This is a genomic window from Bartonella sp. AA2SXKL, assembly GCF_042197205.1.
Lineage (GTDB): Bacteria > Pseudomonadota > Alphaproteobacteria > Rhizobiales > Rhizobiaceae > Bartonella.
In genome coordinates this window covers 1-737 of record NZ_JBHIRN010000132.1, presented here as the reverse complement: position 1 = coordinate 737, position 737 = coordinate 1, and the positions used below count along the sequence as shown (strand labels likewise).

At 42.3% G+C, this 737-nt stretch carries 1 protein-coding gene; it reads right to left on the bottom strand.

The window, feature by feature from the left end:
• Positions 1-47: 47 nt before the first annotated feature.
• The coding region (locus ACFINS_RS10250; protein WP_375706207.1) for a type IV secretion system protein at positions 48-737 on the bottom strand (690 nt) is incomplete at its 5' end.

Below are 737 nucleotides of genomic sequence, written 5' to 3'. Positions count from 1 at the left end.
GGCAAATGACTTTTGACAGTGCAGATATCTTCTCTTGTGTTTACAGGTTATTTGACTGTGCGATTGCTGTACGAGGTCTTTCTTTCTCCTGCACCTGGGTTCCAGAGATGTCTAAAAGTAACGCCTTTTGCCAGAGCATTGGCAATGCTTGACAATTTGAGCAACAGTACAATGGAAATAATAGAGAGGATAAGCGCACCACCAAGCGTGTAACCGATATTTTGCTGACCATCAAATTTAATATCAGACATGTAGTTTGCAAAGATATGCATCATCAAGCTAAATATGGTTGCTAAGAGAACGACGCGAATTCTATAGTTGAGAATTTGAACTATACATTGTTCGAATAAGCGATAGGTTGGTTGCCAAAGGAGGGCGATGATGAAGAATGGTCCGAGTCCGACGAGCAGCACAAGGGCGATTTTTGTCAGTAGGATGAATGCGCCACCGATTGCAGCTAGGAAGCTTGTTGCAAGTAGAATGAGGATGCCGAAGAGGCCATAGAGTAATCCATCCGCATCTAAGAAAGCAGCTTCTTCGAAAGCTTTGCTTGCGGATTCGAACCCTTTTTCAGCTACCTTATCAATCAAGGCGTTTAATTGCGTTTCTTGTGGCGAGTTGTTTATTAGCGCGCTTGATAAATCATTAGGTATGTCTATGATCAATTTAGCAATGTCTGTTTGATAAAGTCCTGCTGTGAGAGCAATTGAAGTAATAATACTGATGCGCAGGCATCG